The sequence below is a fragment of the Ruegeria sp. AH3 genome, assembly GCF_056536265.1.
The window spans coordinates 1465626-1489767 of the sequence record NZ_JBQFJL010000001.1 but is presented as its reverse complement, the minus strand read 5'-3'; the positions used below and the strand labels follow the sequence as shown (position 1 = coordinate 1489767).

General features: G+C 58.7%; 24 protein-coding genes. 13 read left to right on the top strand and 11 right to left on the bottom strand.

The window, feature by feature from the left end; translation table 11 throughout:
- The first annotated feature begins 3 nt into the window (after positions 1-3).
- The 6 genes from ACR3EM_RS07380 (at position 4) to glmM (ending at position 8233) form a co-directional block, all read left to right on the top strand.
- Entirely contained in the window at positions 4-2565 is a 2562-nt protein-coding gene (locus ACR3EM_RS07380) for a putative PEP-binding protein (protein ID WP_480470146.1), read from the top strand.
- Between the two features lie 186 nt (positions 2566-2751).
- Complete coding sequence (locus ACR3EM_RS07375; RefSeq protein ID WP_480470145.1) at positions 2752-3390, top strand: cell wall hydrolase; 639 nt, start codon at positions 2752-2754, stop codon at positions 3388-3390.
- A 73-nt stretch (positions 3391-3463) separates the two neighbouring features.
- The gene (locus tag ACR3EM_RS07370; protein ID WP_480470144.1) at positions 3464-4837 is read left to right on the top strand and encodes a multicopper oxidase family protein; all 1374 of its coding nucleotides are present in this window, start codon (positions 3464-3466) and stop codon (positions 4835-4837) included.
- A gap of 102 nt (positions 4838-4939) precedes the next feature.
- On the top strand, positions 4940-5860 hold the full coding sequence (locus ACR3EM_RS07365) for a dihydroneopterin aldolase (RefSeq protein WP_480470143.1): 921 nt from the start codon (positions 4940-4942) through the stop codon (positions 5858-5860).
- On the top strand, positions 5857-6855 hold the full coding sequence (gene folP / locus ACR3EM_RS07360) for a dihydropteroate synthase (protein ID WP_480470142.1): 999 nt from the start codon (positions 5857-5859) through the stop codon (positions 6853-6855). The genes ACR3EM_RS07365 and folP overlap by 4 nt, the downstream gene beginning before the upstream one ends.
- 34 nt (positions 6856-6889) lie before the next feature.
- Positions 6890-8233 carry a phosphoglucosamine mutase gene (glmM, locus tag ACR3EM_RS07355; protein ID WP_480470141.1) on the top strand — a complete coding sequence of 448 codons (1344 nt, stop codon included), beginning with the start codon at positions 6890-6892 and terminating at the stop codon, positions 8231-8233.
- On the opposite strand, the gene ACR3EM_RS07350 is transcribed toward glmM, so the two are convergent.
- The gene (locus tag ACR3EM_RS07350; RefSeq protein ID WP_480470140.1) at positions 8230-9132 is read right to left on the bottom strand and encodes a DMT family transporter; all 903 of its coding nucleotides are present in this window, start codon (positions 9130-9132) and stop codon (positions 8230-8232) included. The two genes, glmM and ACR3EM_RS07350, sit on opposite strands and share 4 nt — an antisense overlap.
- A 78-nt stretch (positions 9133-9210) precedes the next feature.
- Between ACR3EM_RS07350 and ACR3EM_RS07345 the strand changes: the two genes are divergently transcribed.
- Both ACR3EM_RS07345 and ACR3EM_RS07340 read left to right on the top strand, forming a co-directional pair.
- A complete protein-coding gene (locus tag ACR3EM_RS07345; RefSeq protein WP_480470139.1) occupies positions 9211-9522 on the top strand; it encodes an ArsR/SmtB family transcription factor in 312 nt (103 codons plus the stop codon).
- On the top strand, positions 9519-9974 hold the full coding sequence (locus ACR3EM_RS07340; protein ID WP_480470138.1) for an SRPBCC family protein: 456 nt from the start codon (positions 9519-9521) through the stop codon (positions 9972-9974). Before ACR3EM_RS07345 ends, ACR3EM_RS07340 begins: the two co-directional genes overlap by 4 nt.
- A 46-nt stretch (positions 9975-10020) precedes the next feature.
- On the opposite strand, the gene ilvC is transcribed toward ACR3EM_RS07340, so the two are convergent.
- The gene (gene ilvC, locus ACR3EM_RS07335) at positions 10021-11043 is read right to left on the bottom strand and encodes a ketol-acid reductoisomerase (RefSeq protein ID WP_170689671.1); all 1023 of its coding nucleotides are present in this window, start codon (positions 11041-11043) and stop codon (positions 10021-10023) included.
- Between the two features lie 131 nt (positions 11044-11174).
- Here ilvC and ACR3EM_RS07330 point away from each other — a divergent pair, with 131 nt between their 5' ends.
- Positions 11175-11630 (top strand): Lrp/AsnC family transcriptional regulator, encoded by a 456-nt coding sequence (locus ACR3EM_RS07330; RefSeq protein ID WP_480470137.1) that lies wholly within the window; start codon positions 11175-11177, stop codon positions 11628-11630.
- Entirely contained in the window at positions 11627-12085 is a 459-nt protein-coding gene (locus ACR3EM_RS07325) for an Lrp/AsnC family transcriptional regulator (RefSeq protein ID WP_480470136.1), read from the top strand. The genes ACR3EM_RS07330 and ACR3EM_RS07325 overlap by 4 nt, the downstream gene beginning before the upstream one ends.
- Here ACR3EM_RS07325 and ACR3EM_RS07320 read toward each other — a convergent pair.
- Complete coding sequence (locus tag ACR3EM_RS07320) at positions 12082-12783, bottom strand: GntR family transcriptional regulator (protein WP_480470135.1); 702 nt, start codon at positions 12781-12783, stop codon at positions 12082-12084. The genes ACR3EM_RS07325 and ACR3EM_RS07320 overlap by 4 nt on opposite strands.
- Positions 12784-13016: 233 nt before the next feature.
- On the opposite strand from ACR3EM_RS07320, the gene ACR3EM_RS07315 reads away from it, so the two are divergent.
- Complete coding sequence (locus ACR3EM_RS07315) at positions 13017-14144, top strand: aminotransferase class V-fold PLP-dependent enzyme (protein WP_480470134.1); 1128 nt, start codon at positions 13017-13019, stop codon at positions 14142-14144.
- Positions 14145-14154: 10 nt separating this feature from the next.
- On the opposite strand, the gene ACR3EM_RS07310 is transcribed toward ACR3EM_RS07315, so the two are convergent.
- From ACR3EM_RS07310 to ACR3EM_RS07300, 3 genes are all read right to left on the bottom strand, one after another.
- On the bottom strand, positions 14155-15351 hold the full coding sequence (locus ACR3EM_RS07310; RefSeq protein ID WP_480470133.1) for a UbiH/UbiF family hydroxylase: 1197 nt from the start codon (positions 15349-15351) through the stop codon (positions 14155-14157).
- Between the two features lie 88 nt (positions 15352-15439).
- Complete coding sequence (locus tag ACR3EM_RS07305) at positions 15440-15688, bottom strand: hypothetical protein (protein ID WP_480470132.1); 249 nt, start codon at positions 15686-15688, stop codon at positions 15440-15442.
- An 87-nt stretch (positions 15689-15775) separates the two neighbouring features.
- The gene (locus tag ACR3EM_RS07300) at positions 15776-16420 is read right to left on the bottom strand and encodes a pyrimidine 5'-nucleotidase (protein WP_480470131.1); all 645 of its coding nucleotides are present in this window, start codon (positions 16418-16420) and stop codon (positions 15776-15778) included.
- A gap of 100 nt (positions 16421-16520) precedes the next feature.
- Here ACR3EM_RS07300 and ACR3EM_RS07295 point away from each other — a divergent pair, with 100 nt between their 5' ends.
- Positions 16521-17168, top strand: a complete 648-nt coding sequence (locus tag ACR3EM_RS07295) for a GntR family transcriptional regulator (RefSeq protein ID WP_480470130.1) — start codon at positions 16521-16523, stop codon at positions 17166-17168.
- Here the strand turns inward: ACR3EM_RS07295 and ACR3EM_RS07290 are convergent.
- Both ACR3EM_RS07290 and carA read right to left on the bottom strand, forming a co-directional pair.
- Positions 17125-19035 carry a glycosyltransferase gene (locus tag ACR3EM_RS07290; RefSeq protein ID WP_480470129.1) on the bottom strand — a complete coding sequence of 637 codons (1911 nt, stop codon included), beginning with the start codon at positions 19033-19035 and terminating at the stop codon, positions 17125-17127. The two genes, ACR3EM_RS07295 and ACR3EM_RS07290, sit on opposite strands and share 44 nt — an antisense overlap.
- Before the next feature lie 80 nt (positions 19036-19115).
- Entirely contained in the window at positions 19116-20282 is a 1167-nt protein-coding gene (gene carA, locus ACR3EM_RS07285; RefSeq protein ID WP_480470128.1) for a glutamine-hydrolyzing carbamoyl-phosphate synthase small subunit, read from the bottom strand.
- 183 nt (positions 20283-20465) lie between these two features.
- Between carA and ACR3EM_RS07280 the strand changes: the two genes are divergently transcribed.
- Positions 20466-20948 carry a GatB/YqeY domain-containing protein gene (locus ACR3EM_RS07280; protein WP_480470127.1) on the top strand — a complete coding sequence of 161 codons (483 nt, stop codon included), beginning with the start codon at positions 20466-20468 and terminating at the stop codon, positions 20946-20948.
- On the opposite strand, the gene ACR3EM_RS07275 is transcribed toward ACR3EM_RS07280, so the two are convergent.
- The 3 genes from ACR3EM_RS07275 to ctaD all read right to left on the bottom strand — a co-directional run bounded on the left by ACR3EM_RS07275 (position 20949) and on the right by ctaD (position 23884).
- Positions 20949-21434: a DUF2244 domain-containing protein gene (locus tag ACR3EM_RS07275; RefSeq protein ID WP_480470126.1), complete on the bottom strand. Its 486-nt coding sequence runs from the start codon at positions 21432-21434 to the stop codon at positions 20949-20951.
- 45 nt (positions 21435-21479) lie between these two features.
- Positions 21480-22079, bottom strand: coding sequence for a DsbA family protein (locus ACR3EM_RS07270; protein ID WP_480470125.1), 600 nt, complete (start codon positions 22077-22079; stop codon positions 21480-21482).
- Positions 22080-22225: 146 nt separating this feature from the next.
- Positions 22226-23884: a cytochrome c oxidase subunit I gene (ctaD, locus tag ACR3EM_RS07265; RefSeq protein WP_480470124.1), complete on the bottom strand. Its 1659-nt coding sequence runs from the start codon at positions 23882-23884 to the stop codon at positions 22226-22228.
- Positions 23885-24142 lie beyond the last annotated feature (258 nt).

Here is a 24142-nt window from a genome sequence, read left to right as displayed (position 1 = left end):
GCGGTGAAACCAAAAGGTGCCGCAGTGCAGAATAATCCGCAGACCACGCTTATTACCTCGAAAGCGCCCGTTGCCGCCAATACCCATGGCGGGCGGGCGAAATGCTTGCAACGCCTGGTTCGGCTTAAGATGCCGGTGCCGCGCACCGTAGCGCTCTCTTTTGACGCGGTGCAGCGAATTGCCGAAGGGCATGTACCTGACATCGCGGCCATCATGGAACAGTTCGACGCCGAAGCGCTGTTGTGTGTGCGCCCCAGTTCCGAAGACCCCGATTGGGGCGGTCCGGGCGCGGTCCTGAATATCGGCATGAACGATGCCCGCTATCTGGACTTGTCGGCGGGTATGGGACGGGATGCGGCGGCTGCACTCTATTTGCGGTTTGTGCAGAGCTATGCGATCCACGTGGCCCGGCTGGACCCGGATGTATTTGATGACATCGAGGCGGATGGACGTGAAGGGTTGAGCTTGTCTTTGCGCGCCTACGAAGATGAAACCGACGAAGCGTTCCCGCAGGACCGGGGCGAGCAACTGATCGGCGTGCTGCGGTCGATGGCGCGGGCGTGGGACGGAACTTCGGCCCGTTTGCTACGGCAGGCCAAGGGCGCGCCAGCGGATGCCGGGCTGGGGCTGGTCGTTCAAGAGATGATCCCGGGTGTCGGGCAGGGCGAGTGCGGCTCGGGCGTGTTGCAGTTGATCGACCCGACGACGGGCATGCCGCAGATCACCGGTCGTTATCTGAGCCAGAGCCAGGGGCGCGATGCGTTGGGCGAAGGCGTCTCGGCGTTGTATCTGGAAAGGGATGAGCGCGGACAATCGCTGGAAGACGTCGCGCCCGAGGCTTTTGCCGATCTCAAGACCCACGCGGCGCTAATGCGTGAAAAACTGCGTGAAGAGATGCAGGTTGAGTTCGTCGTGCAGAATGGCGACGTGCATATTCTGGATGGGGTCCGGGTTCAGCGTGGCTCGCGCGCGGCAATGCGGATTGCCGTCCGTCTGGCCGAAGACGGTATTATCCCGCCGCAAGAGGCGGTGATGCGGATCGACCCGCATTCGCTGAATGAATTGCTACACCGTCAGGTCCACCCCGAGGCAGCGCGTGACGTGCTGACCACCGGTATTGCCGCCAGCCCCGGTGCCGCGACTGGCCGCATCGTTTTCACGGCTGCAGAGGCACAGGCCAGCGCCGCGCGTGGCGAGCCTTGTGTTCTGGTGCGTCGTGAAACTTCGCCCGAGGATGTGCGGGGGATGCATGCAGCCGTGGCGGTGCTGACCGAAAAGGGCGGGATCACCAGCCACGCTGCCGTGATTGGCCGGGGGCTGGGTCTGCCCTGTATCGTAGGCGCGTCCGAGATGCGGTTCCAGACCAAGAAAAAGATGCTGACTGCGCCGGACGGGCGCGTGTTCAAAACTGGCGATGTCCTGACCATCGATGGCACCTCAGGTCAAGTTCTGGCCGGACAACCCGAGATGCTTGAGGCGGCACTGGACGATTGCTTTCAAACGCTGATGGGTTGGGCGGACGCCGAGCGTGACATCGAAATTCGCGCCAATGCGGATACGCCTGCCGACGCGCAAACAGCGCGTAACTTTCAGGCGCAGGGCATTGGCCTGTGCAGGACCGAGCACATGTTCTTTGATCCGGGCCGCCTGACCGTGATGCGTGAAATGATCTTTGCCCAGACGCCTTCGGGACGATCTGCGGTGCTGGAACGTCTGCTGCCGATGCAGCGGCAGGATTTCGTGCAGCTGTTCAGAATCATGGAGGGGCAGCCGGTGTGCATCCGGCTATTCGACCCGCCTTTGCACGAGTTTCTACCCACCACGCGCACGGGTCAGAGAGAACTGGCCGAGGCGCTTGATCTTCCGGTTTCGGATGTCGAACGCAGGGTCGAGGCGATGCGCGAATACAATCCTATGCTGGGTTTGCGCGGCGTGCGTCTGGGGGTGACCGTGCCCGAGATCTATGACATGCAAGCGCGCGCTATATTCGAAGCGACGCTTGAGGCCAGTAAAGAGGGGGCGCCCGTGGTTCCCGAGGTGATGATCCCATTGGTCTCGGCCAAGCGCGAGGTTGAACTGGTGAAAGCGCGCATCGATGCGGTGGCTGCCGAGGTGGCCTCGGAGCGTGGACAAGAGCTCGACTATAGGCTGGGTGTCATGGTGGAAACGCCACGTGCCTGTCTGCGAGCGGATGAAATCGCGCCGAATACATCTTTCCTGAGTTTCGGGACCAATGACCTGACCCAAATGACCTATGGTTTGTCCCGGGATGACGCTGGTCGGTTCATGTCGGCATATGTCCGCCTAGGCGTGTTTGGCGAAGATCCGTTTCACGTTCTGGATGCAGACGGGGTGGGTGAGTTACTCAAGCTAGGGGCGGAGCGCGGGCGTCAAGCTCAACCAGACGTTACACTTTCTGTCTGTGGCGAACATGGTGGCAACCCCGAATCAATCGCTATCTGCCGGGCGCTCGGGTTCGACTATGTGTCCTGTTCTCCGTTCCGGGTTCCCGTCGCTCGGCTGTCAGCCGCTCAACTGGCAATTTCGTCCAAACTTGGGGGTTGACTAACTGTCTCCTACCTAGAAATAGTGGCTCAGGAAACGTTCCGCTGTCGACAAAAATCGGCGGCGTGAGCGGTTTTTCTCTTGGCTTTTTCAGAAAACTGGACGTCTGCCCTCAAGTAGGGTATCAGCCTCGTCGCGCCCGCCGGGGGAGGGTTTGGCGCGGAAGTGCCTGTGCGAGGTTATCTGATGAGACGCTACATATTGGCTGTTGCCGTGGGGGCTGCAGCCTTGCTGCCAAGTTTGTCGTTTGCCGAAAGGCAGAACGAAGGTAAATCTGTTGAGTTGGTTGCCCGTAACGAGTTGCCAGCACAGAATTTCCGTGACTATCTGAAGCTGTTCAAGCCGCGTCAGACGCCGGAAAAGATCGAGATTTCTTACACCAAGGATTGGCTGGATCAGCAGCCCAAAGCGACCGGGGACGAGGGTTTCCGTTGTCTGGCTGAGGCGCTGTATTTCGAAGCGCGCGGCGAAAGCGTGCGCGGCCAGTTCGCAGTTGCCGAAGTGATCCTGAACCGTGTCGACAGCGCCCGCTTCCCGGATTCGCTGTGTGGTGTGATTAAGCAGGGCACCGGCAAACGCTATCAGTGCCAGTTCACCTACACTTGCGATGGTCAAAAAGAAGTCATCCACGAAAAGCGGGCGTATGAGCGTGTATCCAAGGTGGCGCGTGCCGCGATTGACGGTGTGGCAGAAGAGATGACCGCCGGGGCGACGCATTACCATACCAAGGCGGTTCGCCCGTCATGGTCGCGGGTTTACAAGGAAACCGCGCGGATCGGTGTGCATATTTTCTATCGCCACAATTATCGGACAGCGAGCAACTGATTGACGCACCAGCGCTGGAAGGGTGCTGGCGCAGTCCGATTTTGCCTCTATGTTGCGAGCCGGGAGGCTCGCGATGATCACTACGCGCAGACAGTTCATGCAATCGGCTCTGGCAATGTCGATGTTGCCGCGTGCAGCATTGGCGTCAGATATCGAATTGATCGCCCAACAATCTACGCAACAGATTGCGCCCGACGGTTATCCGCAGACGTCGGTATGGAGTTATGGTGCGGGCGTTCCGGGGGCCGAAATTCGGATCGGTCAAGGCAAACGGGTTCAGCGTACGCTGGTGAACGATCTGCCTCAGGCAACCGCGGTGCATTGGCATGGCATCCGGATCGACAATGCGATGGACGGTGTGCCCGGCTTGACGCAGGATGCGGTGCCCACGGGGGCCCGCTTTAACTATGATTTCGTTGTGCCGGATGCGGGAACCTTTTGGTATCACGCACATAATCGCTCGGTCGAACAGGTGGCGCGCGGGCTCTATGGTCCGTTGATCGTGGAAGAGGCCGTCGCTCCGGATGTCGATCAGGATCTTACCCTGATGCTGGACGATTGGCGGTTGGATCCCGAGACCGGTCAGATCACCGATGACTTCGACAATGGCCATGACCTGAGCCACGCTGGGCGGTTAGGCAATCTTATGTCTGTTAACGGACGGTTTGACCCATCCTACCCGGTGAAATCCGCCGAACGTTTGCGTCTGAGGTTGATTAACGCCGCAAATGCCAGGATTTTCGATGTTTCGCTCGACGGTTTGACAGGTTGGATCGTGGCGCTTGATGGGATGCCGCTTGAGACACCTCTCGCCATTGAAGAAAGCTTTCCGCTTGCACCGGCACAGCGGGCCGACCTGATTGTCGATGTCTCGGCAGAGGCAGGGCAGACCGCAAGTGTCGTTAGTATAGAGCGTGACGGCGCGTTTGGGTTGGTTAGGTTCGATGTGACAGGCGCTACGGCACGTTCCGTTCGTTCCGGGGTGAAGCCGTTACCCGCAAATCCGTTACCTGAGGTAGCACTGGAGGGTGCGCCGCTGCATCGCATGGCGATACAAGGTGGCGCGATGCGCTGGTTGGATCGCGCTATATTGGGGGATACTGAACTTTCGGGCCAGGAACTAGCGCAACTGGGACGGTTCTGGGCGCTCAACGGCTATGCTGAGCGGCCCTCCGATCCGTTTCTGGATACGAAGCTGGGCAACGTCCACCGTATAGAGTTTGTCAATGAGACGGCATTTCCGCATGCGATGCATCTGCACGGCCACCATTTCAGGCTGATCCTGCCGGATGGCAGTCTGGGCCCGTGGCGTGACACAGTGTTGGTCGAGCGGGGACAGACCCGGCAGATCGCGTTGCTGGCCGATAATCCCGGCAATTGGCTTCTGCATTGCCACATGCTGGGTCATGCCGCCTCGGGTATGATGAGTTGGTACCGGGTCGTCTGACGCCGGATTCGATGGCTGGAAAGGCGTTTGCTGCAGTGTTATATGCCCGCACATCGCTTAATGTGGGCTGATTAGCCCTCCACGTCTGAAAAGGTCCATCAGATGAGCTCTGAAATCCGCCTTGCCTTCGCGCATCCGTCTGAACGGTCCGAAGCAACCGCCACGCGCGGTCCGCTGGATCGAATCTCTCTGCGGGATCATATCGTGGAAGTTGAAATCGGGGCCTTTCAGGCCGAGCGCGGCACCACACAGCGCATCTGTTTCAACATCGTGGTCGAAGTACGCCCGCTGGCTGATCCGATCGACGATGATGTGGATCGTATCCTGTCCTATGATCGCGTAACCGAAGCGATTGCGTTTGAGCTCGCCGCTGAGCGCCTAAACCTTCTGGAAACTTTGGCCGACCGCTTGGCTGAACGAATCTTGCTTGAGCCTCAGGCTGTAAGAGCTTTCGTACGCATCGAAAAACTGGATCGCGGGCCCGGTGCTCTGGGGGTCGAGATCGTGCGCGGCAAAGATGCGGTACATCATGATGTGGCCGAAGAAGAACGACCGCATCCCCGACTGGTCTTTCTGTCGAACGAGGCGATAGCGTCGAGCAATCTGGCTGGTTGGATCGACCAGCTACAGAACCGGCAACGCCCTCTGATCCTCTGTGTCGGCGCATCCGATCTTGCGGTCCCGCAGACCGGGCATGCGATGACCCAGCGCAGGATCGACCTGTTGGCGATCGAGCAGAACGCCTGGGTTTTGGCTGCTCGCGACCATCGATGCGTGGTCGTTTCGACCCGGACCGAGTTGGATTGGGCGATGAAAAACGACCAGATCTGTGTTTGGGCACCGTCCAAAATCGTATTGGACGCCGTGGATGGCCCCTCTGCGGCGCCGTCAGATGCGGTTGCGCTGGCAGCATGGTTTGCCGCGACCTTCGAGGCCAGCGAGATGATGGTGATCGGTGGTGAACTGCCAGACGCGCCAAAGACGCCGCTGCGTGCAATTTCCGTGGATCAGGCGCGGTTGTGACAGTCTATTACCGACCGCTTGTTCAGCACGGGCCTCTGCGCCCGTCGGGCGCTGTGCCGCTGGCGGGTCAGCAATTGTGGTTCACGCAAGCTGAAAAGCTGCAGCGAGGCAAAACCTCAGAGATTGTAGAAATCGGTGATATTCCAGATGCATACATGGAGTATCTCACCTATCCACGCGCGACCATAGCCGGACTGGATATGGCGCAGCCGCAGATCATGGGTATTCTGAATGCAACGCCCGACAGTTTCTCGGATGGGGGCGTGCATAATTCGGTCGACGCGGCCCGCGCAGCCGCTGTCGGGATGGTCGGTCACGGGGCCAGCATTCTGGACATCGGCGGAGAATCCACCCGCCCTGGCGCCGATTTCGTACCCGCCGAGGAAGAGATCGCCCGCACGGAACCATTGATCGCAGCAATCCGGGCCGAGACCGATGCGCTGATTTCGATCGATACGCGTAAGGCCCGCGTCGCTGAGGCGGCGCATGCGGCTGGGGCAGGGCTGATCAATGATGTGTCGGGTTTTACCTTCGACCCACAGCTTGCTCCATTTTGTGCCCGGATTGGTGCGCCTGTCTGTGTGATGCACATGCAGGGCGATCCGACGACGATGCAGGATGATCCGCAATATGATGACGTTTTGCTGGATGTATATGACTTTCTCGCGGCGCAGATCGCGCATCTTGAGAGCCTTGGCCTGAGCCGCGATCTGATCATCGTCGACCCAGGCATTGGATTTGGCAAGACCACGGAGCACAACCTGATCCTGCTACGCAATCTCAGCTTGTTCCACGGGCTTGGCTGCCCGATCCTGTTGGGCGTGTCCCGCAAGGGGATTATCGGCCAGATCGGCAAAGAGCCGCGCAAGGATGCCCGTGCACCGGGGTCAATTGCAGTTGCTCTGGCGGGATTGTCACAGGGTGTGCAGATTATACGTGTCCATGACGTGGCCGAGACTGCTCAAGCCTTGCGTCTTTGGTCCGCCGTCCGGTAATCCGGGCACAAAGGAATTTCAGGAGTTAAGACTTATGCGCAAGCTGTTCGGAACCGACGGGGTGCGGGGGACCGCCAACACCTATCCGATGACGGCTGATATGGCCTTGCGCATAGGGGCGGCAGTGGGTCGATATTTCCGCCGTGACGCTTCGGGCGTTCACCGGGTTGTCATAGGTAAGGACACACGACTGTCGGGCTATATGCTGGAAAACGCGCTGACGGCGGGTCTGACCTCGACCGGGATGAACGTGTTGCTGCTGGGACCGGTGCCGACGCCTGCAGTTGGTCTGATGACCCGCTCGATGCGGGCGGACCTTGGCGTTATGATTTCGGCCAGCCACAACCCGGCCGAGGATAACGGGATCAAATTCTTTGGACCGGACGGATTCAAGTTGTCCGATCAGGCCGAGCTTGAGATTGAGCGGCTGATTGAAGAAGGCGTGAAGCCGGCTCAGGCGCAGAATATTGGTCGTGCACGCCGCGTGGATGATGCGCGCTTCCGTTATGGCGAACGCGTGAAATCCTCGTTGCCCCGAGACGTGAAGCTGGACGGATTAAAGGTCGTGATCGATTGCGCGAACGGCGCTGCACATCGCACCGCGCCCGAGGTGCTTTGGGAGCTTGGCGCCGATGTGATCCCTGTCGGTATCGCGCCGGATGGCAAGAACATCAATTTGGGATGTGGCTCGACGCAACCGCAGACCGCTGCCGAAACCGTTGTGGCGCATGGGGCCGACGTGGGTATCTGCCTTGATGGTGATGCTGACCGGGTTGTGGTGATTGACGAAACCGGTGCAGTTGCCGATGGCGATCAACTGATGGCACTGCTCGCCTCTGCCTGGTCAAAAGCGGAGCGGCTGAAAGGCGATGCGCTGGTTGCCACCGTGATGTCGAACCTCGGTTTGGAACGGCATCTGGCCGGGCAGGGACTGCGGTTGGAGCGTACTTCGGTCGGGGATCGCTATGTGGTCGAACGGATGCGTTCAGGTGGGTTTAACCTGGGGGGTGAGCAATCGGGCCATATCGTGATGAGTGATTATGCCACCACCGGAGACGGTTTGATGGCGGGCCTGCATTTCCTGGCCGAGATGGTGCTGTCCGAAAGGAAAGCTTCAGAGCTGTCGCGCCAGTTCGAAACGGTTCCGCAATTGCTCAAGAATGTACGGTTCACCGCTGGGCAAGCTCCGTTGGAGGCGGCCAATGTCAAAACCGCCATTTCTGAAGCTGAGGCGCGACTGAACGGGCAGGGTCGTCTGCTGATCCGCAAATCGGGCACGGAACCTTTGATCCGGGTGATGGCCGAATGCGAGGACGCTGCTCTGCTAACTCAGGTGGTTGACGGTATCGTGGCCGAGGTTGAAGCGGTCGCGGGTTAGCGCCCGATCAGCATTTTGCGCAGGCTGAACCATTGGCTGATGGCCATGCCGGTCAGGATCAGCAGAAGTGCAACGAAGAAGCGCAGCGGCAGCGCCTCGGACAAGATCCAGGCGCCGAAGATCATCGACCAGACAGGCACCTGATAGTTTACCAGCGTCAGAAAGACCGAACCAGCACTGCGCGTGATCGAAACCCGCAGCAGGGTGGCAAAAGCCGTGGGCAATAAGCCCAGCACGATAAGCGCCAGGGTCGGGCGGGTGCCTTGCCAGGCCGGTAGTCCTTCGGTCAGCAGCATGGTAGGTACCAATACGATGGCCCCTACAACCAACGTCAGGGCCGCAAGGACCAGCGGATCAATTGGGGGGCAGCGACGCGTCATGATCGACGAACTGGCATAGCACAGCGCAGCAAGGATGCAGGCCAGCTGCGCAAGAGGCTCGGCCCCTTGGCCCAACTGCGCAAGGCCGGGCCCGATCAACACCAAAGCGCCGGTGAAGCCGAGGCAAACCCCGACCAGACGGCGCAGGTTCAGCGGCTCGTCCGAGAAGAAATGGGCCAGAGGTAAAACCATCAGCGGGATCGCTGCCATGGATAGCCCGGCAAATGCGGAAGGGACGAATTGCTGCCCCCAGCTCAGCAGCATGAAGGGTATCGCTGTTGACAGCAGACCGATCAGCGTGATCGACATGATCAGTTCAGCTGTCAGGGTTGGAATGCGGCGGCCCGTGATCCGCATCAGAATCAACAGTGTCACCGCGCCCAGCGTGGTGCGCGAGGTGGCGACCGTGATGGGGCCGTACCCCTCAAGCGCCATGGCGACGACCATGAATGTGGCACCCCAGATGAGGCCCAGAATGAAGACGCCGCTCCAATCACGTTTTGAGGGTTGTTCAACCATTCCATCCCCTTATCCCTCTATGTTGAACATGTCACGAGATGAAATTGACATACCGTTAGTTATAACTTACCGTAAGCAATGACTTACGAAAAGGCGTTATCAGCATTAGGGGACACCACCCGTAGGCAAGTGTTTGAAGCGGTTGCGTGCACGCCCAGATCAGTGGGGGACATCGCCGCCGAATTGCCGGTGAGCCGCCCCGCTGTTTCGCAACATCTTAAAGTGCTGTCTGACGCAGGGCTGGTGATGTGTCGAGCGGAAGGCACGCGGCGGATCTATGCGGTGTGCCCGGATGGGCTGGATGCGCTTCGGTCGTGGCTCGACAAATACTGGACAGATGTCATGAGCAGTTTTGCAGATGAGGTGAATTCAGGGAGGGAAGGTTCGTGACAGATCCAATTGTGAAAACCGTTGTGGTTAATGCAGAAGCTGCGCGTGCCTTTGACATCTTCGTCAACAGAATTGCCAAATGGTGGCCGCTGGATGGGCACGCGGTATCTGCCTCCCAAGGTAATCCGGCCCTTGCGGTCGTCATCGAACCTCGTGCCGGCGGCGCGATTTATGAGACTATGTTTGACGGCGCACGTGCGGACTGGGGTGAAGTCTTGGTTTTCGAAGAGGGTAAGCGGCTGGCCTTCACATGGCATCCCGGTACGAACGCAGATTTCTCCACCCGGGTAGAGGTACAGTTTGATGCACATGGGGACGGTCAAACCAAAGTGACTTTGACCCATTCCGGTTGGGAAGTCTGGGCGGCTGAGGCGAAATACAAGCGTACGAATTATGACAAAGGCTGGGACTTTGTTCTTGGCGAATGCTATGCGAACGCGGTTGCCAAATAAAAAAGGGCGGCCACCGGGGCCGCCCTGTTTCTAGCTGACGCCAGACTTAGTTCTTTTCTTTGTCAACCATCTTACCGGCCGAGATCCAGGGCATCATGGCGCGCAGTTTGGCGCCGGTTTCCTCGATCATGTGCTCATCATTGGCACGGCGCGACGCTTTGATGGTCGGCTGGCCAACGGCGTTTTCCAGCATGAAGTCGCGAACGAATTTACCCTGCTGGATGTCGTCCAGAACGGCTTTCATACGCGCTTTGGTCTCGTCGTATTTCAGGATACGCGGGCCGGTGACGTATTGGCCGTACTCGGCAGTGTTCGAGATCGAGTAATCCATGTTGGCGATACCGCCTTCGTAGATCAGGTCAACGATCAGCTTCACTTCGTGCAGGCATTCGAAGTAGGCCATTTCGGGCGCGTAGCCTGCTTCGACCAGAGTTTCAAAGCCGCAGCGGATCAGCTCAACCAGACCACCGCACAGAACGGCTTGCTCACCGAACAGATCGGTTTCACATTCTTCGCGGAAGTTGGTTTCGATGATGCCCGAGCGGCCGCCACCAATTGCCGAGCAGTAGGACAGGCCGATTTCCAGCGCTTTTCCGGTTGCGTCGTTGTCTACAGCAACAAGGCAGGGCACACCGCCGCCTTTGGTGTATTCGCCGCGAACAGTGTGGCCGGGGCCTTTGGGGGCCATCATGATGACGTCGACGCCTTCTTTCGGCTCGATCAGGCCGAAATGCACGTTCAGGCCGTGGGCGAACGCGATGGCCGCACCCGGCTTGATGTTGTCGTGGACGTATTTCTTGTAGGTCTCGGCCTGCAATTCGTCGGGCATGGTGAACATGATGACGTCGCACCAGGCTGCCGCTTCGGCGATTCCCATCACCTGCAGACCTTCACCTTCGGCTTTCTTGGCCGAGGGCGAGCCTTCGCGCAGGGCGATGACCAGGTTCTTGGCGCCCGAGTCGCGCAGGTTCAGCGCATGAGCGTGGCCTTGGCTACCATAGCCCAGAATCGCCACTTTCTTGTCTTTGATCAGGTTGATGTCGCAATCGCGATCGTAATAGACGCGCATTTCGCCGGTCCTTTCAGTTTCGATTGCTGTGCTTCTATCCTGCGCGTTTGCTATTGGCGATAGGGTTGGGATTGAGTATTTGATAAAAAGGTGAAGAATAATTCTTCAATCTAGAGAAACATGAAAAAATCATGCTTGATGATGTTGATCGACGTATACTGCGCCACTTTCAGGCCGAACCAAGCCTGACAACGGCAGAGTTGGCTGAGCGCTGCCGCATCAGTTCGGGCGTCTGCTGGCGGCGGATTGAAAAGATGCAGGCCACAGGGGTGATCGAGGGGCAGGAAGCGGTGATCGACTGGGCCGCCTTGGGCTATGCGGTCGAGGTCTCGTTGCGGATCACTCTGGACAAGACACAGGCGCGGGCGTTTGACGAATTCACCGCCGCGGCGCGCGATGTGGCCGAAGTGATCGAGATCCAGACCTTTCTGGGCCGCGTCGATGTACGACTGTCGGTGCTTGCGCGCGACATGAGCCATTATCAGCAAGTCTATCGCGACCGCATTCTGACCCTGCCGCATATCGCCGATATCGAGGCATTAATGCATATCGCCCGGGTCAAGCGGGATGAGGTGTTGCCGGTATGATCGAACTGGACGAGATCGACCGCAAAATCCTGCGCGCGCTGGTTCAGGATGCCACGCAAAGTGCCGGTGCGCTGGGGCGTCGCCTTGGCCTGTCGCAGCCAGCGACCTGGAGACGGATACGGCGGCTGGAAGAGGCGGGCGTGATCAAGGGGCGGCGGCTGCGCCTGAATGCCGAGGCTCTGGGCTTTGGCGTGACCGTGTTTCTGGGGGTGAAGCTCGCACGTAAAGGGCAAGTCAGTCTTGAGGATTTCGAACGCGCCGTCAGTGCCATTCCAGAGGTGCAGACGGTTGAGCACGTGCTTGGGCTCTATGATTACCGTCTGCGTGTTGTGGCGCGTGACCTCGCTGATTTCGAACGGGTTCTGCGCCGAAGGGTGATGACGTTACCAGGGGCCGGAGAGGTCGAGGCCAACGTGCTGCTGAGCGAGGAGCGTCTGCCGGGACCGATTGGTTAGTATTTCGTGCGGATGCGAAAGCCTGGATGATGCGTCATGCGGGCAAATGTCATCGGCTGCCCGTCTTTCCACGTCGTCCGCTCCAGCTGGATCATCGAGGTGCCGGTGGTCGTGCCCATGAAATCCGCCAGGCGGCTGTCGGCTGAAATTGCACAAAAGGCGATCTCGGCCTCGGTAAATGGTGCAGCGCTCAGTAGCCATTCATGCGGGCCGCTTTTGTTGAGGTCGGCGTGTTCGACATCGGGCACGGCCTCGATATTGATCCAGCGTTCCTCAAGCTGGAAGGGGCGGTTATCGGCGTAGTGCATGCAGATTACATGCAGCACGCGCGCATCCGGCTCGACATTCAGTTGCGAGGTCAGCCAACCGGGGCTGTAAACCACGTTTCGCTCGACCAGTGAATAGCGATAGGCCGAGTTTTGATTCTCAACCGCCTGACGGGCCAGAGAGATTTCCAGTTTGGCCTGCTTGCGCGGCTCTTTCTTGACCCGGGTTCCACTTTTGCGCTTACGCTCGACGAAACCCTGTTCTGCCAGTTCCCTGAGTGCCCGGTTCACCGTGGCACGGGCACAATTGAACTCTTCCGCGAGTTGGGTTTCTGTGGGCAGAAGTGAGCCCTGAGGCCAGATGCGGGATTCAATCCGCCGTTTAACTTCGTCCCGGACGACCTGAAAACTAATCCGCTTTTGCGCAGTCACGAGTTAACTTATCCGTTCTTGTTCAAAGTGAGTGTATCTGTTCAGAAACACGTCAGGGTGTAAAGAGAGGCTGACTCTAATTGGCGTCACTTCCTCTAATTGTTGCACGTAAAGTTTCAAAGTAAAACTTATGGTTGTAGATTACTTTGGGTCAACTGATGCCCGACGCATGACGCTTTACGCAAGGCGCGAGACAGGGCAGAAACAGATAGCGCAAAAGAAAAGGATGCCAGATGCCTGCATTGCTGGATACTGTTGACCCCGATGGCCTCGAAGAATTCTCGGTGGTCTTCACGGATCGTTCCCTTAACCATATGTCCGCCAGCTTCCAGCAAGTGATGCGCGATATCTCGGGTATGCTGCGTGAGGTTTATAATGCTGACGGTGTGGCCGTCATTCCCGGAGGTGGCACCTACGGTATGGAAGCTGTCGCACGGCAGTTTGCGCGCGATGCCAATGTATTGGTGGTTCGGAACGGGTGGTTCTCATATCGTTGGAGCCAGATTATCGAATCTGGCGCGCTGACCGCTCAGACGACAGTTCTGAAAGCACGCGAAACCGGCAATGCCAGCCCGTCGCCCTTTGCCCCGGCTCCGATTGATGAGGTTGTGGCAACAATCCGGGATAATCGGCCGGATATCGTCTTTGCCCCGCATGTCGAAACATCGGCCGGAGTGATTCTGCCCGATGACTATGTGACTGCAATGGCTGCCGCGGCCCATGAGGTCGGCGCCTTGATGGTGCTTGATTGCATCGCTTCGGGTTGCGCGTGGATCGATATGAAGGTGACTGGCGTGGATGTCCTGATCTCTGCTCCGCAAAAGGGCTGGAGCGCGACGCCCTGCGCCGGTCTGGTCATGTTGTCCGAACGGGCCGAGGCGCGGCTGGAGCAGACCAGCTCGGACAGTTTTGCCATTGATCTGAAGAAATGGCGTCAGATCATGCAGGCTTATGAGAATGGCGGTCACGCTTATCACGCGACGATGCCCACGGATTCGCTGCGTGCATTCCGGGATACCATGGCAGAGACGCGGGATTATGGGTTCGAGAAACTGCGGGCGGCGCAATGGGCGCTGGGTGATGGCGTACGGGCTTATCTGAAGGGCAAAGGCGTCATCTCTGTCGCCGCTGACGGGTTCGGAGCACCTGGCGTGGTCGTCAGCTATACCGCCGATCCAGACGTACAGAACGGCAAGAAATTTGCCGCTTTGGGCATGCAGATCGCAGCAGGAGTACCGCTGCAATGTGACGAGCCTGAAGGGTTCAGCACCTTCCGATTGGGCTTGTTCGGCTTAGACAAACTTTATGATGTCGATGGCACGATCGCACGCCTGAAACGGGTTCTGGATCAGGTTCTGTAAGCGCAGGGCCTCAGCGCACGCCGAGGCCCATCTGCATCAGCGTCTTGCGCACGGGCGGCAAGGAATAGAGTGCATTTAAACCCATCGCCCGAGCATCGCGCAGAAGGCGCGCCTCGATCATCGAGGCGCGATTCAGCAGGTCGATGCCTTTGACGCGCAGTTCGATTTCGGTATGGCGCGCCTTGTGATAAGCCTCCAGCATCTGCGCATCGCCCAGATCTTCGGGGCGGGCCTGCGCCAGTTCCAGCAGGCTGCGCAGATCGCCTAGTGACATGTTCAGCCCTTGCGCGCCGATGGGGGGTACCACATGCGCGGCCTCGGCCATCAGCGCGAGGCGTTCTCCCGAGAGCCGCTCCGCCGATTGGCTGATGATTGGCCAGATCGTCCGGCGCGAAGCCAGTTTCAGAGGCCCGAACAATCCGCATGAGCGTTCCGTCATCGCAGCTTCAAACGCCTCGGCTTCTAGGTTCAGCAGTTCGACGGCGCGCGGCCCGCGTTCCATCCAGACAATCGCCGACGATGGCTGACCTTGCCAATCGGGTAGGGGGACCAACGTGAACGGACCACCCGAGCGGTGAATTTCGGTTGAGACGTTTTCGTGCGGGATGGGGTGCGTAACCGCAAAAGCCAGCGCTTTCTGGCCATAGCGTGTGGTGTGCACATGGATACCGGCGGCCTCGCGCATCGGAGAATTGCGCCCATCAGCAGCGATTACCAGTTTGCAGCGGATACGGGTTCCGTCGCTCAGGCCCACACGTGCCTCATTGGTGCGTGTAAACAGGCTAACGGTACCGGTGCCGGGCCGAAAATCGACATTTGGCAGCTCGCCCAACCGTGCCACCATTTCGCGCCGCAGCAGCCAGTTGGGCAGGTTCCATCCGAATGGTTGATCCGAGATATCGGCGGCGTTGAAATCTCGCACCACGCGCGGTTTGGGCACATCGCCGCCCGCATCCACGATGCGCATGACCTGCAACGGGGCGGCATGGGCATCCAGTTTGGCCCAAAGTCCGCATTGCTCCAGCAACCCACGGGCGGGCTGCAGGAATGCCGTGGTCCGTAAGTCTGAACCGTCTACGTCCCGCTCAGTGATCGGGGGGGTTGGGTCGACGCAGATTACATCGAACCCGGCTGCGCCGAAGGCGGCGGCGGCAGTCAATCCGGCAATTCCACCACCGGAAATCAGGATGTCACAGCTGTCGGTCATTGGTTTGTCATGGGGGCAAGTCTCCGTTGCCGCAGACACTAGTGCCGTTGACCGGCAGGTGCCAAGTGACATCCTGTCTCGTATCTTCCTAACCCCGAGAGATCAGCAGAAGAACAAGGAACATCATCGGAACCATCATCAGGGCCGGGATGTAAAGGCCGGGCAGGCCAAACAGCAGGATAGAACAGCCCCACATGCTAATGAGGGCTGCGGCGGTGTAGTACAGGTCTTCAGCCTCGGCGTTGACCGCGTCGCGGGCCATCCAGCCAAACAGGGGAACTGCAAACAAAAGGCGCTGCCACAGGGGCAGACGCTGCGGCATCTCAAGCGCGGTCATTGGGGTCTCCGATTCTGTTCGTCGCTGAGGTGCATATGGGCGCTATGCTGCGACTGCGAAACGCACAGATCGTCGCAGTGTGACAGCCTATCGCAGGCGGCCCAGAAACCCGGTCAGATCATCTGTGTGATGGTGAATGTGGTCGGCTTCATGCGGGTCGGGTGCAACATGAACAGTGCGCATTCCCATTTCATGCGGGGCAGCCAGATTGCGTGGATCATCTTCGAACATTGCGGCTTTTGCGGCGTCGATACCATCCTGTGCAAAGATCGCCTCGAACGCGGCCTTTTGCGGTTTGGGACGATAGCCTGCATGTTCAATGCCGTAGATTGCATCGAACAGCCCATCCAAACCGCGCGCGGTCAGTACCCGTTCGGCATAAGGCGCGCTGCCATTTGTGTAGACAATGCGCCGCCCGGGCAGGGCGCGGATGTGGTCCGCCAGCGCGATGTCGGCCTCCATATGGCTCATATCCACCTGATGGACCGCGTGCAGATAGGGATCGGGGTCCAGATCATGCTCGGCCATCAGACCAGCGAGCGTGGTACCATATTCCCGCCAATAGTGAGAGCGGAGCCGGTCGGCTTCGGGCCGGTCGACACCGATGGCTTGCACCACGTAATCCGTCATCAACACCTCGATCTGATCGAACAGGCGCATATGTGGCGGATAGAGCGTATTGTCGAGGTCGAACACCCATTGGGTGACGTGAGCAAAAGCAGGTTTGACCATGCTTTGGGTTTAGGGCGGTAGGCTGAGGTTTTCAATGCCGCTCTTGATTGCCAGGGCGTGTGGCGGATAGACAGGTCCGAACGAGGAGACACTACAGCCGATGCCCCAATCCAAACAGTCCAACACGGACGCCTACAGCCTTATTCTCGAAGCGATCGATGTGGGCATCTACAAGCCCGGCGACCGTCTGGTGGAAAGCGAGCTGGCCGAGCGTTTCGGCGTCTCACGCACCCCGATCCGGGAAGCCCTGCAGCGGCTGGAAACACAATCCCTGCTAGAACGGGACGGACGGTCACTTATTGTGGCGTCGCTCAATCACAACCAGATGGCCGAACTCTATATCGTGCGGCGTGAACTGGAAGGTCTGGCTGCGAGGCTGGCGGCCAAACACGCTACCGAAGAGGAGATCCGCGTGTTGCAGGAGATGGTGATTGCCGACAATGAATTGATCGGGGATCCTTCGGCGCTGTCGCGGGCCAATCGTCGCTTTCATGAGCAGATCCACCTCGCCTCACACAACCGCTATCTGGTGCAGCAGCTTGATCTTGTTCACCGAACCATGGCGCTGATGGCGACAACATCGCTGGCAGCGGAAGGGCGTGGCGAGATTGCGCAGAGCGAGCATGAAGGCATCGTTCAGGCCATTGCCGCGCGGGATGAGGAGGCGGCAGCCAAGGCGCTGCAGGACCATATCTCGGTCGCGTTCATGACCCGGCTGAAGCAGGATGCGATCCGGCGCGAGAAATAGCGGTTTCGCATTCCTCGATTGCGTGACCGTGCTGGGTCTTGTCCCAAAAGAACGGGTTAACCGCCAGTTCCCACAGACCTTTGTAAGCGGCCAGAACGCCCAGCGGGTAGTAGAGCGCCATTGTTGGCACCCATGGCAGCAGGAACCTCCGGTTTCCTGCTATGACGCCCAGCATTCCGACCAGAAGGTTGGCGGCCTCGGCAACAAGGAAAACATAGACGCAGGCGGTCAGGAAGCCCGGCGTCATGATCGGTTGGAACGGGTTGGGCAGGTCAAGGAAGATCAGCCAAAACACCCACAGAACCGGGGCCAGAAGAAACTGACCCAGTGTTCCCAGAAAAAACGCCTGCAGGCCCATAAACCGCAGAACCCCAAGATCATGCAGTAGTTTTCGTGGTTCGCGCATGTGTACCAGGTAGGTGACCATGAATCCTTTTAGCCAGCGTGAGCGTTGCTTAACCCAAGGCCAGGCGCGAAAGTTGGCCTCTTCATAAGTGGCGGTATCCACAATCTCGGTCCGGTATCCAGCGCGGCTGAGGCGGACGCCCAGATCGGCATCTTCGGTGACATTGTGGGCATCCCAACCGCCCAGTTCCAGCAGCTTGTCGCGGCGGAAGAAGAAAGTTGTGCCACCCAGAGGAACGACCAGGCCCAAACGGGCGATGCCCTTCAGGATCACGCGGAACCAGCCGCTGTATTCAATTGTGAAGCAGCGCGACCGCCAGTTGGTACGCGGGTTGTAATAGTCCAGCACGCCTTGCAGGCAGACGACGTCTTCAGGAGCTGTCGCGAAATGGCGAACGACGGTTTCGATCTGATCCGGAACCGGAGCGTCCTCCGCATCCCAGACGCCCAGAATGTCGCCGCGACAGAAATCCAGCGCATAGTTCATAGCGCGGGGTTTCGTGGTCAGTTCACCGCGCTGAGGCACGGTGATGGCGCGCATCCAGCTTGGTAGGTTGATCTGTTCCAAAGCTGCTTTGGTCACATCGTCCTGTTCTTCCAGCACCAGAATGACGTCCAGCAGTGCTTTAGGGTAGGTGAGGCGGCTTAGCCGCGCGATCAGGACATCTGCAATCTCTCGTTCTTTATAGAGCGGGACCAGGATTGAGACGCAGGGCAGGCGGAGAGGATCATCGGTGTCAGGCTCTGGCGGTGTCTTTCCGGGCCACAGATAGGCGGCGAGCCCCGACAGCCTGAGGATCAGGAACAGGCCCAGCGTCAGCAAGGTAACGCCCAAAAGAAGGCTGAGGCCGGCCATTGGAATGAGGACGAAGAGGATGGCCAGCAGCAGAAATCCGATGATGGGGCCGCTCCGCGCTTTGGCCGACCAATTGCGGCAGCTCTGTCTGGCCATAACGCGGGTTTCTGCGGCCTGTGCCAGCGGCATGGCGTAATGACGGGCGATTGCGGCGTCGATCTGCTCAGGTCCGGCCAGAACCGGAACGATGGTATAACCGTCGTCCTTCAAAGTTTCCTCGACCGCTGGGAATGCGTCGGGGCGCGCTGTAGCGATCAAAAGGATTGGCCCAACGCGCACCCAGGGCAGCACATTGTGATCCAACCAGAACTCGACCGGTTTCAGCGCACAGATGTCTGCAGGAGGTGGGACCTGCTCAAGATCGGCGATCTGCAGGCCAGTTTGATCAGATAGCGCTGAGAGAACCTGTGCACGCGTGGCCCAACCTTCCCCGACCAGTATTTCCCCCAGTGGGGCGTTCTGCTGTGCTTGCATCCGCAAAGCACGCGACAGCTGGTCGGACGTAATGATGCCTTGATCAAGCAGACAGGTGCCAAGTGGTTTGCGCGAATGTGGTCCGGGCACCGGTTGCGCCAGTGTCTGACGCTGAAGATTCAATTCGACCATAAGAAAACCCTGCCGCAAGTCACGCTGGGCAGGGTTGCTTGATCAGGGTTAACGTGCGGTTAACGCTGTTGAATTCGGCATTAAGCCTGTGTTTTTTGGTCTGCCATGGCTGCGGCAAAGCGTTCGAACAGGTAAAAACTGTCTTGCGGGCCCGGCGAGGCTTCGGGGTGATGCTGTACCGAATAAACCGGGCGACCTGTCATGCGGATGCCGCAGTTCGAGCCGTCAAACAGCGAGCGATGTGTCTCGACTACGCCATCGGGCAGCGTTTCGGCATCGACCGCGAAGCCGTGGTTCATTGAAGTGATCTCGACCTTGCCGGTTTCCATATCCTTGACCGGATGGTTAGCGCCATGGTGCCCGTGGTTCATCTTGATCGTCTGCCCACCAAGCGCCAGCGCCAACATCTGATGGCCAAGGCAGATGCCAAAAACGGGAAGATCGGTTGTGTCCAGCACTTCCTTGATCATCGGAACCGCGTATTCACCGGTGGCTGCCGGGTCGCCAGGTCCGTTTGACAGGAACACTCCATCGGGCTTGTGCGCCAGCACCTCGGCAGCCGTTGCAGTCGCGGGCAATACGGTTACGTCGCAGCCAGCCGAGGCTAGGCAACGCAAGATGTTGCGCTTGGCACCATAGTCGATCGCGACCACCTTGTGCACCGGAGCTTCCTGTCGCTGATAGCCATCGGGCCACGCCCAACGCATCTCATCCCAGCGATAGCTTTGGGCGCAGGTGACTTCCTTGGCCAGATCCATTCCTTCGAGACCTGCAAAACCACGCGCTGCGGCGATCAGGGCTTCGATATCGAAGTTTCCCTCCGGGTCATGTGCCAGCGCCACATGTGGCGCGCCCTGTTGACGGATGGCGCGGGTCAGGCGGCGGGTATCGACGCCACCAATAGCGATGCGACCACGGCGGGCTAGCCAGGCTTTCAGTTCTTCGGCTGAGCGCCAGTTCGACGGCTCGGTTGGGTCCCATTTGACGACCATTCCAGCAGCCACCGGATCGCCGGTCTCATCATCTTCGGGATTCACGCCGACATTGCCGATATGCGGGAACGTAAAGGTCACGATCTGGCCCGCATATGAGGGATCGGTCATGATCTCCTGATAGCCGGTCATGGCGGTGTTGAAGCACAGCTCAGCCTCGGTTTGGCCGGTTGCGCCAAAGCCAACTCCGTAGAACAGCGTTCCATCGGCCAATGCCAGACATGCGGTGGGCTTGGACGGGGCGTTCTGTGCCATGGCGCGACTCTCCTGCAAGGTAAACGGGCGCATACCTAAGGGGGATAGAGCGCCGGGTCAAGCCTGTTCAAATTTTGGGCTATTGTTGAAAATCAATAACTTAACCATATCCATCGCCCATTGTGCCTGCCTTTTTGTTTCGATATGGTCGGGGTTCCTTTTCCATGGGGATGGACAGATCATATGGATATGCGATCACGGGTGAATGCCGCCCTGAAGCAAGCTATGAAAGACAAAGCCGCCGAGCGTCTGTCGACGCTGCGCCTGATCAATGCCGCGATTAAGGATCGTGACATCGCTTCGCGCGCGTCTGATAATGAAGAGGCCAAGGGCTGCGGCGATGCCGAGGTACTTGAAATTCTTGGGAAAATGACCAAGCAGCGCAAGGAAAGCGCACGTGCTTACGAGGAGGGTGGCCGCCTGGATCTGGCTGAGCGCGAATTGCGCGAAGTTGAGGTGATCGAGGAATTCCTGCCCAAACAGCTGGATGACGATGAGGTCAGCAAGGCCATTCAGACCGCCATCACTGCGACGGGTGCGGGTTCAATCCGCGATATGGGCAAGGTGATGGGCGAGTTGAAAACGCGCTATACCGGTCAGATGGATTTCGGCAAGGTCGGACCGATGGTCAAAGACCACCTGTGTGCCGCGTCGAATGGCGGTTAATCACGCCGGATCACTTAGTTTCCGGTTCAGATCATCGTAGAGCGCGATCCGTTCGTCCTCGGACAAGAACGCACCGATCTCAACTTCGCGCCCATCACCAATCAGTGTCACGTAATGGGGCACCGGCCCGCCGCTTGCGTGCATCTCGGGGCGGGCCCAATAGCGGTTGCAGATCCATTCCTGATCACCCTTGCGCGGGTGGTGGTGCACAAGGCGCGCTTGCGTCTTGTCTAGCGTCAACACCTCGAACACGCTGCGCGCGTGATAGTTTGTATGGATCGCCAGCCAGAGGCCCAACACCGTCAACAGCAGGAAAGGCAGCAGCCCCCACAGGACGACCGAGCCTAACATCGCCAGAAGCGGGATCAACCCGAACAGGAACACCGATAGGATGACAATCATGGCGCCACGCGGAGGAAGAGAGTTATGCGGCCAAAGGCGTAACTCATGTTCGGTGTCCGAATTTTCTGTCCATCGATAGGGCATGGCCGGAACCTAGCGCAGCCTATAACAAAGTCGAAGCCTAAACTGTCAGATCACGTGTCCAACACGTGCCCATGACAACGCGTCATCCAGTCGGTCATCTCCCCAGAACACCTCATCGCGCACGACGAAGCTGGGCGCGCCGAAGACTCCCAGCCGGATCGCGGTTTTGGTCTCGGTCTCCAGTGCTGAGACAATGTCCGGGCTGCGTGCCCGCGCGAGGGTTAGTCGCGGGTCTTGCTGGGCGCGGTGCAGAGCTTCGGTGATGGCAGACTCAGATCCCGCCTCGATGCCCTCTTCGAACCAGATACTATAGAGCGCTTGGGTGTAGGTCACGCCCCAGCCCTCGACCATCCCTAGCAGGGCGACCTGATTGGTCAGCGCAAGATCCGAGATCGGGTAGGGTGCAGGCAGGTTGGCGTGGATATGGTACTTGGCCGCACGACGTTCGATATCGCGCCACATATAGGCGGTTTTGATTGGTTTACCGGCGAAGGGGATGTTCTGTTGTTCGGACATGATGGTGCGCACGTTGAACGGGCGCCAGTTCACCGTGGCATCATGGTCAGTGCACCAATCGTCCAGACGTTTGATCGTCAGGAAGCTGTAGGTGCTGCCGATAGAATACCAGAAGTCGATCTCGGGCATCATGAACCCTCCGGTTGGCCGGATATAACGCCCGGACCAGAATAGCCTATTTTTGCTGTTCTGGCGACTGCTCAGCCAATCAGAGCCGGGCCTGAACGAAAAACCCCGCCTCAAAGGGCGGGGTTTTCCTGTCATTCAGGCCGGGATCAGTGCGCGTGGCCTTTGTCCCAGTCTTCCTGCTTTGGCAGCTGCTCGAACGTGTGTTCGGGCGGCGGCGAGGGCAGGGTCCATTCCAGCGTATCCGCGTATTCGTTCCAATAGTTGTTCTGGGTCACACGTGCGCCACGGAACAGGGCGTAGAACACGATGCCGAAGAACAGCAGGAACGAGGCGAAAGACACGAAGGCACCAATCGATGAAACAAAGTTCCACTGCGCGAACGCTTCGGGATAGTCGATATAACGGCGCGGCATGCCCTGACGGCCCAGGAAGTGCTGAGGGAAGAAGGTCAGGTTGGCGCCGATGAAGAACAGCCAGAAGTGAACTTTGCCCCAGAACTCCGAGTACTGACGGCCAGTCATCTTGCCGAAGTAGAAGTACACACCGGCAAAGATTGCAAAGACCGCACCCAAGCTCATCACATAGTGGAAGTGCGCGACGACGTAGTATGTGTCGTGGTAGGCACGGTCCACACCAGCCTGCGACAGCACAACGCCGGTCACACCGCCAACGGTGAACAGGAACAGGAAGCCGAAGGCGAACAGCATCGGCGTCTTGAACTCGATGGAACCGCCCCACATTGTGGCGATCCACGAGAAGACCTTAACGCCGGTCGGAACCGCGATGACCATCGTGGCCAGCATGAAGTACGCCTGCTGACGCAGCGACATTCCAACGGTGTACATGTGGTGCGCCCATACGACGAAGCCCAGAACACCGATTGCGATGATCGCCCAGACCATCGGCAGGTAACCGAAGATCGGCTTGCGCGAGAAGGTCGCGATCACGTGGCTGATGATGCCGAAACCGGGCAGGATCACGATATACACTTCCGGGTGGCCGAAGAACCACAGGATGTGCTGATAGAGGATCGGATCGCCACCGCCGGCCGGATCAAAGAAGGTGAAACCGAAGTTGCGGTCCATCAGCAGCATGGTGATTGCGCCCGCCAGAACCGGCAGCGATAGCAGAATCAGCCACGAGGTGACGAAGATCGACCAGCTGAACAGCGGCACCTTGAACAGGGTCATGCCTGGGGCACGCATGTTCAGGAAGGTGGTGATCATGTTGATCGCGCCGAGGATCGAGGAGGCGCCCGATACGTGTACGGCGAAGATCGCAAGGTCCATGGACATGCCGCCTTCGGTCGTCGACAGCGGTGGGTAGAGAACCCAGCCCACGCCTGAACCCAGTTGGTCGTTACCACCGGGGCTCAGCAGCGAAGCGACACCCAACGAGGTACCGGCGACATACAGCCAGAAGGACAGGTTGTTCATCCGCGGGAACGCCATATCCGGCGCGCCGATCTGCAACGGCATGAAATAGTTGCCAAATCCGCCGAACAAGGCGGGAATGACCACGAAGAACATCATCAGAACACCGTGATAGGTGATCATCACGTTCCACAGGTGTCCATTAGGTGTACAAGGATCGGCCATGAAGCCTTCAAGGCACATGTACTGCACACCGGGGTGCATCAGTTCGAGCCGCATATAGACGGTCATCGCCACCGAGATGAACCCGGCAATCGCCGAGAAAATCAGGTAGAGAATCCCGATATCCTTGTGGTTGGTCGACATGAACCAGCGCGTAAAAAAGCTGCGCTGGTCTTCATGGTCGTGACCATGAATGGCTGCGTCTGCCATTAGGTGCCTCCTGTTGCAACTACACCGCGCAGTCGGACCTCTCCAACGCGCGGGATTCCTGCTGGTTTTAGAATGCGAAGGGGCGACCTTCAATGGTCGAGTTTGATCTGGATCAAGATTAATTGTCGCGGGCAGGCTGTGCTGCGCGACGATCCGGCCTCAGATGCGAAGGATTTGGGAATTCCGTCCGTCATTTCAAGTGGTGATCGGGGAAACCTGCTTGACCCGCATCGAGCTGCGGCTCAGAACAGCACAGAA